The 15,908-nt window shown below is 44.3% G+C and carries 14 protein-coding genes and 1 rRNA gene; 7 read left to right on the forward strand and 8 right to left on the reverse strand.

The window, feature by feature from the left end; translation table 11 throughout:
- Positions 1-115 precede the first annotated feature (115 nt).
- A 5S ribosomal RNA gene (gene rrf / locus B3X18_RS01225) occupies positions 116-230 on the forward strand.
- A gap of 106 nt (positions 231-336) precedes the next feature.
- Here the strand turns inward: rrf and B3X18_RS01230 are convergent.
- The 3 genes from B3X18_RS01230 to B3X18_RS01240 form a co-directional block, all read right to left on the reverse strand.
- Positions 337-882, reverse strand: coding sequence for a type 1 glutamine amidotransferase domain-containing protein (locus tag B3X18_RS01230; RefSeq protein ID WP_005023879.1), 546 nt, complete (start codon positions 880-882; stop codon positions 337-339).
- Positions 883-1,117: 235 nt separating this feature from the next.
- On the reverse strand, positions 1,118-2,203 hold the full coding sequence (locus B3X18_RS01235) for a zinc-binding metallopeptidase family protein (RefSeq protein WP_005023883.1): 1,086 nt from the start codon (positions 2,201-2,203) through the stop codon (positions 1,118-1,120).
- Positions 2,204-2,275: 72 nt separating this feature from the next.
- Positions 2,276-2,968, reverse strand: a complete 693-nt coding sequence (locus B3X18_RS01240; protein WP_005023885.1) for a TIGR04219 family outer membrane beta-barrel protein — start codon at positions 2,966-2,968, stop codon at positions 2,276-2,278.
- Between the two features lie 535 nt (positions 2,969-3,503).
- Here B3X18_RS01240 and B3X18_RS01245 point away from each other — a divergent pair.
- The 3 genes from B3X18_RS01245 to zupT all read left to right on the forward strand — a co-directional run bounded on the left by B3X18_RS01245 (position 3,504) and on the right by zupT (position 6,018).
- Entirely contained in the window at positions 3,504-4,982 is a 1,479-nt protein-coding gene (locus B3X18_RS01245; protein WP_005017616.1) for a sodium-dependent transporter, read from the forward strand.
- Between the two features lie 8 nt (positions 4,983-4,990).
- Positions 4,991-5,119 (forward strand): methionine/alanine import family NSS transporter small subunit, encoded by a 129-nt coding sequence (locus B3X18_RS01250; RefSeq protein WP_005017618.1) that lies wholly within the window; start codon positions 4,991-4,993, stop codon positions 5,117-5,119.
- Positions 5,120-5,208: 89 nt separating this feature from the next.
- Positions 5,209-6,018: a zinc transporter ZupT gene (gene zupT / locus B3X18_RS01255; protein WP_005023887.1), complete on the forward strand. Its 810-nt coding sequence runs from the start codon at positions 5,209-5,211 to the stop codon at positions 6,016-6,018.
- Positions 6,019-6,041: 23 nt separating this feature from the next.
- Here zupT and rsmB read toward each other — a convergent pair whose 3' ends face one another.
- Entirely contained in the window at positions 6,042-7,349 is a 1,308-nt protein-coding gene (gene rsmB, locus B3X18_RS01260) for a 16S rRNA (cytosine(967)-C(5))-methyltransferase RsmB (RefSeq protein WP_005023889.1), read from the reverse strand.
- Positions 7,346-8,308 (reverse strand): methionyl-tRNA formyltransferase, encoded by a 963-nt coding sequence (gene fmt, locus B3X18_RS01265; RefSeq protein WP_005023891.1) that lies wholly within the window; start codon positions 8,306-8,308, stop codon positions 7,346-7,348. The genes rsmB and fmt overlap by 4 nt, the downstream gene beginning before the upstream one ends.
- A gap of 315 nt (positions 8,309-8,623) precedes the next feature.
- On the opposite strand from fmt, the gene ilvD reads away from it, so the two are divergent.
- Both ilvD and B3X18_RS01275 read left to right on the forward strand, forming a co-directional pair.
- A complete protein-coding gene (gene ilvD, locus B3X18_RS01270) occupies positions 8,624-10,309 on the forward strand; it encodes a dihydroxy-acid dehydratase (protein WP_005023893.1) in 1,686 nt (561 codons plus the stop codon).
- A gap of 74 nt (positions 10,310-10,383) precedes the next feature.
- The gene (locus tag B3X18_RS01275; RefSeq protein WP_005023895.1) at positions 10,384-11,688 is read left to right on the forward strand and encodes a hypothetical protein; all 1,305 of its coding nucleotides are present in this window, start codon (positions 10,384-10,386) and stop codon (positions 11,686-11,688) included.
- 64 nt (positions 11,689-11,752) lie between these two features.
- Here B3X18_RS01275 and B3X18_RS01280 read toward each other — a convergent pair whose 3' ends face one another.
- Complete coding sequence (locus B3X18_RS01280; protein ID WP_005023898.1) at positions 11,753-12,499, reverse strand: HAD family hydrolase; 747 nt, start codon at positions 12,497-12,499, stop codon at positions 11,753-11,755.
- Between the two features lie 184 nt (positions 12,500-12,683).
- Here B3X18_RS01280 and B3X18_RS01285 point away from each other — a divergent pair, with 184 nt between their 5' ends.
- Positions 12,684-13,427, forward strand: coding sequence for a sulfite exporter TauE/SafE family protein (locus B3X18_RS01285; protein WP_005023901.1), 744 nt, complete (start codon positions 12,684-12,686; stop codon positions 13,425-13,427).
- Here B3X18_RS01285 and B3X18_RS01290 read toward each other — a convergent pair.
- Entirely contained in the window at positions 13,424-14,329 is a 906-nt protein-coding gene (locus tag B3X18_RS01290; RefSeq protein WP_005017641.1) for a LysR substrate-binding domain-containing protein, read from the reverse strand. The two genes, B3X18_RS01285 and B3X18_RS01290, sit on opposite strands and share 4 nt — an antisense overlap.
- An 88-nt stretch (positions 14,330-14,417) precedes the next feature.
- Positions 14,418-15,713, reverse strand: a complete 1,296-nt coding sequence (locus B3X18_RS01295; protein WP_005023905.1) for a solute carrier family 23 protein — start codon at positions 15,711-15,713, stop codon at positions 14,418-14,420.
- Between the last annotated feature and the right edge of the window lie 195 nt (positions 15,714-15,908).

The following is a 15,908-nucleotide window of genomic DNA, read 5'->3' on the forward strand; positions in this document are numbered from 1 at the left end:
TGGAACATACAATTCAGACCCGGATCTGCCCGCTGTTAATAACTCATTTGGACCAAAGTACGGCACATACTGCACCGCAGTTAAATCAGACCCGAACAAGTCCATCAACAGTTGTGCTGGCGACCATAGCAAGAGTGAACCACCTGATCCCTTCCCGAACTCAGAAGTGAAACCTCTTAGCGCTGATGGTAGTGTGGGGTTACCCATGTGAGAGTAAGTCATCGCCAGCTCATTATTCTAAAAAAGCCCCCTCATCGAGGGGGCTTTTTTATGCTTTGATTTTGAAATAGAAGGGGAATTAGCCATCGCGATGCTGGCAATGGCTGATAGCCCGGTTTAAGCGGCTTCTAGTTCTTTTAAAATTGCTTCATTAAATTCAGGCAGGTCTCCTGGATTACGTGAAGTAATTAAAATCCACCCGTGGGCCTTGCAATAGGCCACCGCTTCATCTTTCCATAATCCACCTGCATTTTTCAGGTCCAGTTCCAGGCTTTGATAACCAGTAACGGTTTTACCTTCAATTCGCCCGGCATTAATTAATGTCCAAGGTGCATGACAGATCATGGCAATGGGTTTACCGTTATCTGTAAAATGCTGAATGAGTTGTTGCACCTGTTCATTAATGCGCAGGGTGTCAGCATTTACCGTACCGCCTGGTACAATCAGAATGTCATAATCGATCGGATCGACCTTTTCAAAAGTACTATCAGGTGTGTAGGCTGGTCCAGGTTCTTTATCACCTTTCATGGTCTGTACTTCTTCATTTTTTTCGGCAGCATGAATTGCTTCAATGCCTTTACTCTTCAAAAATTCAAGCGGTTTAATCAGCTCGTCATGTTCTACACCGGCATTTGAAGTAATAATTAATGCTTTTTTTGCCATGTTCCTGAACTCCTTACTGGTTTTATATTTCTTTAGATTAGTCGAGTTTTATAGAACCCCCTATAGCAGTTCTTAAGCAGCTTTGTATAAAACAGATACAGTTTCAAATTTATTTACATTCATTTTTACGTCTCATTTAAAAAGCCCTACTAAAAGCAGGGCTTTTTAAATACTATGTTTTATTCAGCATTAAATTGTCTAATTTAAGTAATAATCATTGTCCAATTTCAATGATTCAGGCTTCCCGTACTTCTGGCTGTAATGCTACTTTGAGTAATCCATTATGTATGAAACGGAGTTTATCCAGTACTGTATCGGATAAGGTAAACGGATAAGCGTCTTCAAGCCCCATACTGCGATTAAGTGCATTTAAGCTATAGCTCAAAGCAAACCAGTTAATTAGGGTCTGTTCAAAGTCCTGTGAGCCAATAGGAGATTCTTTAAACTTCATGGCAGGGTCAGATGGACGGTTAGGCTCTAACCTTAGACCAGCATGATATGCGGTATCGAGCGTATCCATCATATGTAGGTAATGCGCCCAGGTTTCCGCCCAATCTTCCCAAGGATGTGCAGAGGCATATTGGCTAATATAGCTCTCACTCCAGTTCTCTGGTGCACCCTGTTCATAATGATGCTCTAAGGCCTTGGCGTAGTCCTGTCTTTCATCACCGAACAGCTGGCGAAATTCTTCCAGCCATTCTGGATAAGTATGGGTCAGCAGATCAAAATAATAATGGCCGCTTTCGTGACGGAAATGGCCGAGCAGGGTGCGATAATTTTCACCCATGTTAAGCCGTGTCCGTTCACGATGCACTACATCCGCTTCTGAAGCATTTAAGGTAATCACACCATCAGCATGGCCAGTCATCACAGACTCATGCGGAAGGGGCATCAGGAAATTGAAACGCAGGCCATAACGGTCATGATCATCTGTTTTCGGACGCGGCAAGATATTCATCTGCTGGGTTAGATATAAAAATCTGCGTTTGGCCTGTTCTAATGCTCCCCAATACTGTTTATTTTCGGGAATGGATAGATCCGGAATCTTATGGGTTAACTGACACGAAGGACAATACATATTCGGGTCATCTACCGGAATCATCCAGTTGCAGACCTGGTGGTGAACGTAGTTATAACAGGGTTTATAGTCCGGCTTGGAGTCCTTGGGATCCACATGTTGCCAAAGCTGGTCATTAACTGGCTTGAAAGTACCCATTATTTTCTTTTCGACAATATAGCCTAGAGCGGCTTGGCACTTTTCGCAGTAGATATTATTAAAGAAAACTTGGTTCTGGCATTGTTGGCAATAGAAGATTTTCATTGCTTACTCAGTATGCATAGGTGATGACAACCAGTAATGAAGTTTTATTGGCTGGCCGTCTGGATGTTCTTGTTAAAAATGTGCTTCTAATCCTAGATATGGACCTTTGAACTCGAATTTCAGATCATTATCTTCATAGTCATCCAGGTCGATACTCAAACTACGGTAGCCAACTTTTGCACCTAAATCAACGAGCAGACTGTCAATTACGTTATATTTTATTTCAGCTTGTAGATCAGTTATTTTGGCATCATTAACGTTAGTATAAATACCTTCTGCCTGAGCACTTAGACCAGTAAAGGGAAGTTTGGCCTGCACCAGACCATAAAGTACCGGGTAGGTCTCATCAATGTCGAGGGTATTTAGCCCTACAGAAGAAATTTTACCATCAAGAAAACGTGCTCCCACACCGACATCAGCACTGATAATATTGTCGAGTATCTCGTAATATAAAATAGCATCAGTCTGATCTAGATCTACTTCATGTAATGGTACACCGGCAAGCTCATTTTCTGTCTGACTGTTTAAATTAACATATTTAAGTTTGGCATTCGGTATCAACGGTACAGGATGTTCAATAGAAAGCGACAGCTGAGGGCTACCTTTTTGGTCAAGGTCCTGATCATTAAGGTTCTGTTGGTTGCGGTTGAGCTGGCCATCATAGAACCAGTAATCTATACCGGCTTTTGCACCAATGATATCTGCATGGCTAAGCTGGGCTAGGCTGACCATTAATGCAATACCTGAATATTGAAAAAACTTCATAAGGTCCCTTTTATAATGATGAAAAAGCAAATTAAAAACCGGAGCAGTAAAAAGTGTTTTTTTACTATTTCTACGGGTAATAGAGCGCATCATATAGCAAACTTTATTTGATGACTTATATTTAAATGTAGAGTCAGCAAGAGAAAAATATTGGGTTATATTGGATAAAACAGAAAATTTTTAATAAGATTTTTATAATTTTTAGGACCATATAAGACTGTACTTTATAAATTATTTTTCTAAATAATTGAAATTAAAACAAGTGAAGGATGAATAGACGAAAGATTTAAAAATGTGACTGTAGAAATTACAGCAAAGTAAAACAAAAACAGGTATTGTTTCTTCATAAAAAAGCAAAACTCCAGATTCGGCTTTAAGCAGGCCTTTCTGACTTTGCAGGTTTGTGAATTAGACATACAGCTCAAAAGGCTGACCTAAGTTCAAACAAGGAAGATTTATTCAGGATACTTTTTTTGCTTGCGTTATTATCCCAAAAAAAAGCAGCATTAAAAGAAACCTAAGATTTAGGTGTTTTATGACAGATACTCGTGAAAATTGGTCCGCGCGATCAGGTTTTATTATTGCGGCCATCGGTTCAGCCGTGGGGTTGGGAAATATTTGGCGCTTTCCCTATGTTGCCTATGAAAATGGCGGTGGTGCATTTTTAATTCCCTATCTTATTGCTTTATTAACAGCAGGATTACCCCTGCTATTTCTGGACTATGCCGTCGGGCACCGAAGCAATGGCGCACCGCCTAAGGCTTATAAAAAACTGTTTAAACCTGCTGAATCACTGGGCTGGTGGCAGGTGTGTGTATGTATCATTATTGCTTTGTACTATGCAGGAGTGCTCACCTGGGCGGGTAGTTATATATTTTTCTCTATGGGACAAATATGGGGGAATGACCCGGAGGCTTTCTTCTTCAAAACCTTCCTGAGAACTTCAGAAGCCAGCAATTTTGATATGTCTTTTGTTAGCCATCTTTTTTGGCCTCTGGTGGGTGTCTGGGCGCTGGTTTTGGCTATTCTCTATGGAGGCGTAAAAAAAGGAGTTGAGCTTTCTAACCGTATCTTTATGCCTTTACTGGTAGTGCTATTCACTATTCTGGTGATTCAGGCGTTACGCTTACCAGGGGCAGCTGATGGTTTGAATGCCTTCTTTACCCCGAACTGGAAAGCCATGATGGATTATAAGGTCTGGCTGGCAGCTTATGGTCATATCTTTTTTTCTTTGTCTGTTGGCTTCGGTATTATGGTGACCTACGCCTCCTATCTAAAGCCAAAAACCAATTTAACGGGTTCGGGTCTTATTGTCGGTTTTGCCAATTCGTCATTTGAGCTTCTAGCTGGTATTGGGGTATTTGCTGCATTGGGCTTTATGGCTCACTCGGCCGGTACTAGCGTACAGGAAGTAGTAAGTGGCGGGATCGGACTGGCCTTTATTGCATTTCCTAAACTGATTTCAAGTCTGGGAGCCGGGGCTGATCTGTTTGGTATTCTGTTCTTTGGTTCACTGTTTGTAGCTGGTGTAACTTCAATGGTCAGTATTCTGGAAGTGCCAATTGCTGCCATGCAGGACAAGTTAAACTGGAGCCGCAAGAAAGCTGTAAGTGTGATTGGTTTCAGTACAGGTGCGGTATCTATTTTCCTGTTCTCAAGTGTCAATGCCATCAAGCTGGTCGATATTATTGACCACTTTATTAATAACCTTGGAATTGTGTCGGGTGCTTTAGTTTCAATTATTATCGTTTCCTGGTTCAAACGTGTACTGATGACTGAACTAGAAATTCACATCAACTCGATTTCTACAGTTAAACTGGGCCGTACTTGGGAACTTACACTAACTGTAGTTACTCCAGTGGTACTGCTGTCAACTTTGGCACTGACTTTAAATGCCTTACTGCAAAAAGGCTATGGTGATTACTCCTTAAGCCTTCAGGTCTGGTTTGGCTGGGGCAGTATTATTTTCTGTGCGCTAGGCGCATTGCTGTTTACTAAGCTCAGTCAGCGTTAGGAGGTGATATGAATACATCTGCAATTATTATGCTGGTCATTTCCATTGTCTTTCTATGGGGTGGTCTAATTTTATCTATTCTTCACTTGATGCGACATCCTGAAGAGATCGATATTAATGACCAACATAGACTCTAAATAAAAATACATTGCTTCAATACTGAAAGCCTATAAAAAAAGTCATTATCTCTTGTAGATAATGACTTTTTACTTTTAAGGGACAAACCATGGATAACTTCATGCAGCAAGAAGTCCTGACAGCTTTTCTGGTCACTTTATTGGCCGGACTGGCCACAGTGATTGGCGGAGCGCTGGTCCTGTTTTTTAGGCAGCCCAGCTTCCGGTTTTTATCATTCGGTCTGGCCTTTTCAGCCGGTGCGATGGTTTACGTTTCGCTTACTGAAATTCTTAATAAATCTATTGCTTCTTTCTCTGGTGCTTTTGACCCTAAAACCGGTTATGCCTTGGGAACTTTTTCATTGCTGCTGGGCATTATTCTGGTATTACTACTTGATCACTTCATTCCTAACCCGCATGAAAGTGTAGAAAAAGGTACAGAGCATGGACTGGATCAGCAGCAGCTGATGCGGACGGGACTGCTGACCCTGTTTGCTATTACTGCCCATAATCTGCCCGAAGGTCTGGCAACTTTTTTTGCCACATTGGAAAGTCCGACCTTGGGAGCACCACTTGCAGTTGCAATTGCTATTCATAATATTCCTGAAGGGGTAGCCATTGCTTTACCCGTCTATATAGCCACTCAGAATAAAAAACTTGCTTTAGGTGCAAGCTTTGTTTCCGGTCTTGCTGAACCTATAGGTGCAGCACTTGGCTATTTTATTTTGCAGCCTTTCATGAGTGATGCAATTTATGGCATTGTCTTTGGAATTATTGGTGGAGTGATGGTTTATCTGGCCTTAGACGAGCTGCTGCCCACAGCCAAACGTTATAGCCAAGGCCATGAAACCGTATATGGACTGGTATCCGGCATGGCGATTTTGGCTTCAAGTCTGGTACTGTTCAGATTTATCAGTTAAGAGTGGCTGAATAAAAAAGTGGCTTAAATTGCCACTTTCTTAATTCTACAGTAATAAAAGCCATCGCCATGTCCAGGTTCTGGCAGCAGCTGACGGCCATAGAGCTGCTCAATCCCCCAATCTGCCTGGATCTTGTCTTCTACAGCATCTTTGTGTTCAATAAAGAACTGGGTCATTTGCTGCTCATTTTCAACTTTTAAAATCGAGCAGGTGATATAAAGCAAAGTTCCCCCAACATTAAGCTGTTGCCACATATGATGCAAAATCCGTTTTTGCAGATCGACAGTCTGGGCAATGTCTGAGGGCTGACGCAAAAGCCGGATGTCGGGATGCCGGCGCAGGACCCCAATAGCCGAACAGGGCGCATCTAAAATAATACAATCTACTGGCTGTTCAGGCTGCCAGCGTGTTGCATCGCCTGTTTCAATCTGAACATGACCAGCTTCAAGGTCAAGCCGTTGCAGATTCTCTGTAATTCGTTTTAAACGCTGTGGGTCCTGATCTAATGCAACCAGTAGCGCAGGTTGGTACTTTTCTAAAAGATGCGCCGTTTTCCCGCCAGGCGCTGCACAGGCATCAATAACCGTTTTGGTATTCAGATTGGGCAAAAGGCTGGTACTTAGCTGGGCATGTTCATCCTGTACTGAAAACCAGCCCTCGTCATAACCTGGTAGTTCACGGATAGGCATACTCTGGTCCAGTACAATTCCTACCTCTGATACAACGCAGGCATGGGCCTGAATCTGTATATTATGCAGTTGTTCCAGATAGGCTTCACGACTGATTTTACGCTGGTTTACTCTTAGGGTCAGTGGGGCTGATTGCTTGAGGTTCTGGCTGAGTGACTGGATCTGCTCGGGCCAGTCTTTATTTAGTCGTTTAAGCAGCCAGCTTGGCAGACCATGCGCCTGGTTCAGGGTGTGCTGAAATTGCTCGGTTTCCCGTGTGGCCCGCCTTAAAATGGCATTAACCACGCCACTGAGCGGATGAAAGCCCAGCTGTTTAGTTGCAGTGACCGTTTCCGAAATAGCAGCATGTGGCGCAATACGGGTGCAAAGTACCTGATACAATCCTAAATACAGGCAGGTTTCGACTACAGGATTATTCAGGGGCTTGGTCAGCAATGGCAGGGCCAGTGACTTGAGGGCGAACCATTGGCGTAAAGTACCTAGTAACAACTCATGGAACAAGGCTCGGTCACGGTCGGCCACCTGGTTTAGCTGCTGGTTCAGGATCAGTGACAGAGACTGGCCTTGTTGTACTGCCAGCAGACTATGCACCACTTGTGCACGTAAATTCAGGTCTGGACCGGGAGAGGGAATATAACTCATTGTAGGATTTGCCCAACCTTCAGTTTCTGGGTTTGATTAATTTGTACAGCATTCAGCGGTTTACCGCCTGGCCATTGCAGGCTGGTCAAGCAAAGTACAGTGTGCTGACCGCACTTTATATGAACCCCTTTTTTATCGACCGCAACAATCTCACCTGGCTGGGCGGCAGTATCTTGCTGGTCTGAAAGCCGTGATTCCCAGACACGCAGCGCAGTATGGTCATCTAGTTGACAAAATGCTACCGGCCACGGATTAAACGCCCGGATATTGCGGTCCAGAGCTACTGCATCCTGAGTCCAGTCAATTTCTGCTTCAGCCTTGCTCAGCTTATGGGCATACACAGCCAAGCTGTCATTCTGGACTTCACTATCAGCAAGTGCCTGTTGCAGGGTCTGCTCAGATTCGAGCACTGTACAGATGGCTTCAGCGCCTTGTACTGCGAGTTTATCATGCAGAGTTGCCGAGGTATCACTGGCCAGAATCGGACATAGCGTTTTAAGCATCATATCGCCTGTATCCAGCCCGGCAGCCATTTTCATAATAGTGACACCAGTAACCTGATCGCCTGTAGCGATAGCGCGCTGAATAGGGGCAGCACCACGCCAGCGTGGCAGCAGCGAACCGTGAATATTCAAGCAACCATATTTAGGAGTATCTAAAACAGCTTGTGGCAAAATTAGACCATAAGCCGCCACCACCATTACATCTGCATTAAGTGCGGCCAGCTGCTGCTGTGCGGCCAGCCCTTCTTCAGTACTGCTTTTAAAATGCAGAGGCTGAAAAACGGGTAGATCATGTGCAAGTGCCAGCTGTTTTACCGCTGAGGCAGTCAATTTCTGGCCGCGACCTGCCTTGCGGTCTGGCTGGGTATAAACCGCCACAATGTCATGAGGTGTTTTTAATAATGCATTTAAAGCTACTGCGGCAAATTCAGGGGTGCCGGCAAAAATGATTCTCACAAGTGCAATCCGCTATAAACTTGTTTCAAGTATAAGGCATAATCGGCTGGAGGCCTAAAAGCGATGCGTATCCGGCTGTAACCTGAACAAACTGGATGCTATATATGAACAAAAATTTATTTAAAACTATTTATTGATAATTTTATTTTATAGAAAAATAAAAAATTATTCATGCAAGTTTTCGGGATTATTCGAGAGATAAAGCCCTTTGCAGCTTTAAGAAATACAGAGGCTTCTATAGAATGATCACAATTAAAAAATACAGATGATGCGATCATAGCTACGGCCATCGCCTAAGCCACGGAGTGAGTTTTCATGAGCAAAGAAAATATACGCGAGCATTCAGCACCAGTTTATGAGGGCATCGAAAATGCGCCGGCACGTTCCATGATGCGTGCGGTGGGCTTTAATGATGATGATTTTACCCGTCCATTTATTGGTATTGCCTCGACTTGGGCAAATGTTACACCATGCAATATGCATATTGATGGTCTGGCGCGTGAAGTAGAAAGTGGCGTGAATACAGCCGGTGGTAAAGGAATCATTTTTAATACCATTACTATTTCTGACGGTATCTCAAATGGTACTGAAGGTATGAAATATTCACTGGTATCCCGCGAAATTATTGCTGACTCAATTGAAGCTGTTGTTGGCTGTCAGGCTTATGATGGCGTAATTGCAATTGGTGGCTGTGACAAGAATATGCCGGGATGCATCATGGGACTTGCCCGTCTGAACCGCCCGGGCCTGTTTATTTATGGTGGTACGATTCAACCGGGTGAAGGTCACACTGATATGATTTCGGTCTTTGAAGCAGTAGGCCAGCATGCCAAAGGTGAAATCAGTGCAATTCAGGTCAAGCAGATTGAAGAAGTGGCATTGCCTGGTCCGGGATCATGCGGTGGAATGTATACCGCAAATTCAATGGCCTCTGCCATTGAGGCGCTTGGCATGAGCTTGCCGGGTTCATCTTCGCAAGAAGCTATATCAAGTGACAAACAGCTCGATTGTGCGCGTGCTGGCGAAGCAGTAATGAACCTGTTACGTCTGGATATCAAGCCTCGCGATATCATGACCAAGGCGGCATTTGAAAACTCAATTAAAGTTCTGATTGCTCTGGGCGGTTCAACCAACGGTGTATTGCATTTGATTGCGATGGCACATACTGCCGGTGTCGAACTGACACTGGATGACTTCGTACGTATTGGCAAGGATATTCCGGTCGTTGCTGATGTACGCCCTTCAGGTAAATACCTGATGTCGGAACTGATTAAAATCGGAGGCATTCAGCCCCTGATGAAGCGGATGCTGGACCGTGGCATGCTGGATGGTTCTTGCATGACAGTAACTGGTAAGACTCTGGCTGAAAACTTGGCTGATGTAGAAGATTATCCTGAGGGTCAGCAGATTATCATGCCGTTTGATGCACCAATCAAAAAGGATTCACATCTGGTAGTGTTGAAGGGCAACTTGTCTCCTATGGGTGCCGTGGCAAAAATTACCGGTAAAGAAGGGCTTTACTTTGAAGGCCCGGCGCGGGTATTTGAAGGTGAAATTGGAGCTATGCGCGGTATTCTGGATGGCGAAGTTCAAGAAGGCGAAGTTGTGGTCATCCGTGGTGAAGGGCCAAAAGGTGGACCCGGTATGCCAGAAATGCTCAAGCCAACCTCTGCCATTATCGGTAAGGGCTTGGGCCAGACAGTTGCCCTGATTACAGATGGCCGCTTCTCGGGTGGTAGTCATGGTTTTGTAATTGGTCATGTAACTCCGGAAGCCTATGAAGGTGGACCGATTGGTCTGGTCAAAAATGGTGACCGGATTTCGATTAATGCCGAGACCCGTGAGATGACCCTGCATATTTCAGATGAAGAAATGGCAGCTCGTAAAGCCGTTTGGGTTAAACCGAAACCAAATTATACTTCGGGTGCGCTGGCCAAGTTTGCTAAACTGGCAGCAGGCGCAGACAAGGGTGCCGTTACTGATCTAAATCTGGATGTGTAATTGAACATTTTGTCCTGACTTGTTATAAACCCTTGTATTAAGACAAGGGTTTTTTATTTTTAGAGGCTACTCACATGTCACTGTTACGCCGTTGGTTTGATCCGATCCGATCGAGCTGGTTTTATCAAAAACCTTCCCGGCAGGCGGTATTGCCTACAGATCAGGGGCTGAGTATTTATCTGCGGCTGGATGATGTCTATAGTTATCTGGCTGCACAGCAGCTGACCCAGCTCGACAATATTCTCAGTGATGACATCAAGCCGCTCAAAATTATTATTTCAAGCCGGGCAGCTGAACCACCTAATAACATGACTGCCAGTGAATGGCAGGCCTATTGCGTTAATGATGCGCAGATTCTGGCAAAGCAGCACCGTTTTAGCTTTCATGAAACTCCGGAACTGCCTACTGCAGAGGCCTTGCAACAGGCCGAACTGATACTTCGTAATACACCGTTACAGGGGCGTAATTTCCTGTATCTGCTTGAGGATGTGTTTCATATGCTCTGGCAGCAGCAATATGGCAAGTTGCGCACACTGTATGCAATGGCCAAGCGCCATCAACAGCCGCATGACTATCCGGAGCGAATCTTTACAGATAATGCAATCTTGTCCAGCTACTTTGAGTTCGGTGGACGAAAATACCATGCAGTTGATGATCTGCTGCGTTTAACCCGCCGTCTCAAACAGCAAAAACTGCTGACGGGTAATCCGATTTTCCTGATCAATCATATCGAGTGGCGTGAGCATCTGCTCAGTGATGCTGAAGAGCTGTCAGATATTCAGAGTATGCATCCGGAGCTTGATCTGTATATTGCACTTGAAGACCCTATTAGCTGGCTACTGCTGGCTTATATTAAAGAAGAGTTGGCAGATTATTATAATATCCAGTTGCAGGTTTATCCGCTCAGTTACCATGGCCGTGACTGGTTTGACTGGAGTCTGGCCACCCGCCTATCAAAACGCACCGAAGTTGCTTTTACGCCATTTTGCCGCCCCACTCAGGAAGCAACTTTAAATATGGCACGATTATTTTATAGTGTGCCGGAAGAACAGCGTATTGAAACCATGTACACTCTACTCAAAGCAGTGTGGACGCAAGGCAAAGATTTGTCGTATAAACCGCATTTTATGCAACTACAGCATAGTCTGGGAATTGAGCAGCTTGGTGAACAGGATGTTGTGACATTACTGGAAAAGAATGATATGCACTGTGAAAACATGCACCAACCTAGTTTACCAGTATTGCAATTACGGATTGATGGGCAGAGCTATACCTTTAACAGCCTGTACCGGGTCTGGATGATTGAAAGTATTTTTAACAATGTATTGGAAGAAAAGTATAAAACTGAAAATGATGCAGAGCATCAGCAGAGGGATTAATCAAAGAACCTGAACCCGACTGGAATAAAAAAACAGCTGTAAGTTCCAAGCAGTAATATATCAGTTATATTTTCTTTGACCAGACTGAGCTGACAGCCTGCTGGTTCAGAACCTCCAACAATTCTTTATAGTCCTGCACTATATAGTCCGCTTTAAGACGGATTTGATCCTGTTCATGTTGGGAATGTTCATCATATATGGCCACGACCTGTATGCCAGCCGCATGTGCTGCCTCTACACCGACCAGCGAGTCTTCAATAATCAGGCATTCACTGGCTGTAATCTGAAAATGTGCCAAGGTCTTAAGGTAAACTTCAGGATCCGGTTTAATGCGCGTAACATTTTCGCGGGTAAGAATGAGGGAAAACTGGGTATTAAAATCTATCTTCTGGTAAATGTTGGGATTATTCTGCTGATAACGCTGGATATTATGAATACTGGTTGTGGTGGCGAGGGCCAGCAGAAAATTCTGCTGTTGTAATTCCTTTATGAAATGCTCGGCATACGGTTTTAAACGTATTACCTGATCAAGAAAATGCTGGGAGATGGTATAACGTAATGTTTTGATTTCCTGTTTTGATAAAGCAGAACCATAACTGTCTTTTAAAAAACCACAATATTCTAGGTATGGATCAGCATGAGTCCTGAATAGATTCAGTTGCTGGTCGCGCTGCTGTTGAATCTGTGACAGTGAGATGTTCTGGCCCCTCAAGCTTTCAATCAGGTGGGCATCAATATCATTCCAGATACCAACTGAATCGATCAATGTTCCATCCAGATCAAAACAGATTACTTTTTTGTTACTAAACATGGTACGTATTCTTTACTCAGCCCAAGCGCATGGAAGTATAACATGGGCGGCTAAAACAGTTTTCCGCTCTGTCCCTTATATCATTTGGCCTCAATCTTCTGTTGAGGCCTGCTCCATAAAACCCTGATATTGGAAGTTGCTGACTTTACTTAAAATAATCGCTCTACCCAAAGGGATGAGTTGAATGCTTGGTTATGTCATAGGTGTATTTGCAGTAGCGGGAATGATCAAGGGAACTATTGGTCTGGGCCTGCCCGCAGTTTCAATGGGATTGCTAAGTCTGGTGATCAATCCATTTCAGGCGGCTACCTTATTGATTATACCTTCCATGGTCACCAACTTTTGGCAGCTTTTTGCCGAAGGCCATGTGGTACGACTGATCCGACGTTTCTGGCCGATGCTAGTGGGAATAGTCACCGGGACAATATGGAGTATTTTTCCAACCCTGGGTGAAACAGATATGGCGTTTCATAGCGAAATTTTACTAGGGGCTATGTTGGCGCTTTACGGACTATATGGCCTGTGCGCTAAAAATATGCCGAATCTGGCACCGTATGAGAAATGGCTTTCTCCAGCAATAGGATATCTGGGCGGAGCACTGACGGTAGCAACTGGGGTAGTAGTCATCCCGGTTGTCCCTTATTTGCAGTCTTTACAGCTTAAAAAAGATGATCTGGTACAGTCCTTGGGGTTAGCTTTTACCGTTTCCACACTGTGTCTGGCTATTTTTCTGCATCAAAACCCGGTTGATAATACACCGATTGATTATACTCTATCAATGATTGCCTTGATTCCGGCACTTATTGGCATGTGGTTGGGTACTAAAATCCGTTATCAGATAAGCGAGCAGAAATTCCGGAAAGTGTTTTTTATTGGTCTGGTTTTATTCGGCAGTTATATGATGCTACACCAGTTAGGCTGGCTCTAGCCCAGACTGAGCTGACTTTTCTTTGCCAGCAAAAACTGGCTGAAATGCTGATATGGCACAGGCAGCTCGTCAAAACTACGTGCGGCCAATAAGAGTTTACGATTGGCCCAAGCACCATTCAGCTTGATCTGATGGAAGGTGTAATGAACACTTAGTCGCATGGCTGCACGTTTAGGCATAACTGCCACCCCTACGCCATTGGCAACTACCTGGGCAATGGCTGCAAAATTTGGCAGGCGTAAACGGTACTGGATAGCGCAGCCAAGAAGCTGGGCTTGGGTTTCAATTGACTGCTGTAGAGAATGATGCTGCATTAATCCGACAAAAGGCTGGGTGAGCGTATCGGCCAGAACCAATTCTTTAAAATGACTCAGTTCATGCTTTAGGGGGCAGATCAGTACCAAAGGATCATCAGAGAACTCCAGTGTCTGTAACTGATGGGCCTGAAAGAAACTGGAAATCAGGCCCAGGAGCGCCGTCCCCTTATCCAATGCATAAATAATATCGTTACTTTCTGCCTCTTTCAGATCGATTCTGACCTGAGGATTTTCAACCAGATACTGGGGTAGCAACTGTGGCAGATACTCACTTTGTGCAGATGAGTTACACCAGAGTGCGACTTCACAGCTTAAATTTCTGGAGAAAGGTAGCATACTGTGCTGTAAATGCCGCCCTTGCTGGATCATCAATGTGGCCTGCTCGGCAAAGGCTTGTCCGGCTAAGGTCAGACTAACACCAGAAGAGTGCCGGATAAACAGCTGTACGGTAAACTGCTGTTCCAGTTTTTTGATACGTTCACTGGCTGCCTGCAAGGAAATGGCTGAGCGCTCGGCACCCCGGGTCAGACTGCCACTGTCTACAATATTCAAAAAAAGCTGCAGATCAAATAAGTCAAGGCGCATGGCTGAGCTGTTCTGGGAAAGTACCTCTATCTTACTAAAACCCCCATAAAAAAAGCAGCCCGAAGGCTGCCGAAATCAACAGATCAAATCAGGTTTTATCTTTAAGGCTAAAAAACCAGTTCAATAAAATTGCTGCGAAGGTTGCAGTACCAATACCGCCCAGATTAAAGTTGCCAAAGACCAGCTCAAAATTACCGGCTCCCAGAATAATAGTCACGGCAGCAACTACCAGATTTTTGTTATTAGCAAAATCGACCTTGTTTTCAATCCAGATTTTGGCGCCGGCAATGGTAATCAGGCCAAATACTACAATTGATGCACCTGTCAGGATAGCGGTAGGAATAGTAGAGATGACTGCACCAAATTTTGGTGAAAGGCCCAGAAAAATTGCAAAGATACCGGCAATCACAAAAATAATGGTGGAGTAAACCCGGGTAATTGCCATTACCCCAATATTTTCACCATAGGTGGTCATACCGGGAGCACCAACACTGCCTGACAGTGAAGTCGCAATCCCGTCTGCAACAAATGCCTTGCCTAGATGCGGGGTCAGGTTTTCACCTGTCATCGCCCCAACTGCCTTGATATGTCCCAGGTTTTCAGCTACCAGGATCAGTGCAACAGGTGCAATAATCAGCATGGCATTCATTTCAAACCGGGGCGTGGTCATACTTGGAAGTCCGAACCAGGCTGCATTCGAGATGACTGAAAAATCAATCGGTTTACCATAGCCCAGCACATTACTAATGATAAAATAAAGCAGGTAAGACAGTAGTAGCCCAACCAGCAATAATAAACGCTGCAAAAGTCCACGGGTAAAGACTGCGATAATACCCATAGAAAGTACCGTTAGTAGCGCCATCCACATATCAAACTGATTGCCTGCTACACTCTTGACAGTCACTGGCGCAAGGTTCAGGCCAATAATCATTACCACTGCGCCTGTTACCACAGGAGGCATCAGTTTCTCGATCCAGCGGGTACCAGTCAGCATGACAATGAAACCGATGATGGCATAAAATACCCCGCAGGCCACTATACCGCCCAAAGCAACAGCCAGGTTCGGATTGACACCGCTACCAATGGCATGGCCACTTGCTGCTGCGACTACACCAATGAAAGCAAAGCTTGAACCCAGATAACTTGGTACCCGGCCGCCTGTAATTAAAAAGAATAAAATGGTGCAGATCCCGGACATCAAAATAGCTAGGTTAGGATCAAAGCCCATCAGTAAAGGTGCAAGTACCGTTGCGCCAAACATGGCAAATGCATGCTGGATACCTAAAACTACACTTTGTGCCGGAGGGAGATATTCATTGGTAGAGACGGGTCGCTGGTCAATATGACCGGCATAAGGACGCCATTTGGGAAACCAATTGGACATAAAATGAGCTCTTGAAGTTCAAACTGGCGACATCATACTCTTTCTTTTCTGGAGAATTAATCTCTCCAGTAAAATTAAATGATGATAATTACAATAGTTTTTTGGTTTTTTTACCAACCGGTAAAAAGGTTGAATACGCTAAATTTTACGAAATCAATCAATTAATTTATGATTTTTTAGAGTATTGACTTTAAA

Source organism: Acinetobacter sp. UBA6571 (assembly GCF_002434085.1).
In the GTDB taxonomy this organism is placed as follows: Bacteria; Pseudomonadota; Gammaproteobacteria; order Pseudomonadales; family Moraxellaceae; genus Acinetobacter; species Acinetobacter radioresistens.